General features: G+C 65.8%; 1 protein-coding gene. It reads right to left on the bottom strand.

Annotated features, from left to right (window positions below; all coding sequences use genetic code 11):
• A partial coding sequence (locus QC180_RS30135; protein WP_278266258.1) for a peptidoglycan recognition protein family protein occupies nucleotides 1-427 on the bottom strand: 427 nt, incomplete at both ends.

Genomic DNA, 427 nt, shown 5'->3' with positions numbered 1-427 from the left:
CTTCGAGGGCCTTGAGGCGGTCCAGGATGTCGGCCAGGGCGTCGACGACGGTCATGCCGTCGAGCTGGTCCCAGCCGCCGTACATGCCCACGTCGCGCTGCTGGCTACCGCACAGCTGTTCGCGGATGTCTTTGACATCGGTGCCGATCGGGCCGCAGAAAGCGGTGATGAAATCCTGGATCTGGGTGACTTCGGATGCGCTCATCGGGGCGTCCTCTCCGTCGATGAAGGCCTGTACCTCGGAACGGAATTCGTCCATGTCGATACCGGCGGGGTCGATTTTTCCTTCGCTCGAGTACTCGCGGTGGGCCACGCAGTCCTCGGCGGTGCGGCCGACGCGGGCCAGGATGGCCGCGCAGCCGCGCTTGTAGGCGTCGAGTTGGGCTGGGGTCCAGTCGGTTCCGTCGCCTCGGGACACGGCTTCGAT

It is taken from the genome of Nocardia anocheti (assembly GCF_029675105.1).
In the GTDB taxonomy this organism is placed as follows: domain Bacteria; phylum Actinomycetota; class Actinomycetes; order Mycobacteriales; family Mycobacteriaceae; genus Nocardia.
Note: the sequence above shows the minus strand (reverse complement) of the source record. Positions and strands in the feature narration are given on the sequence as shown.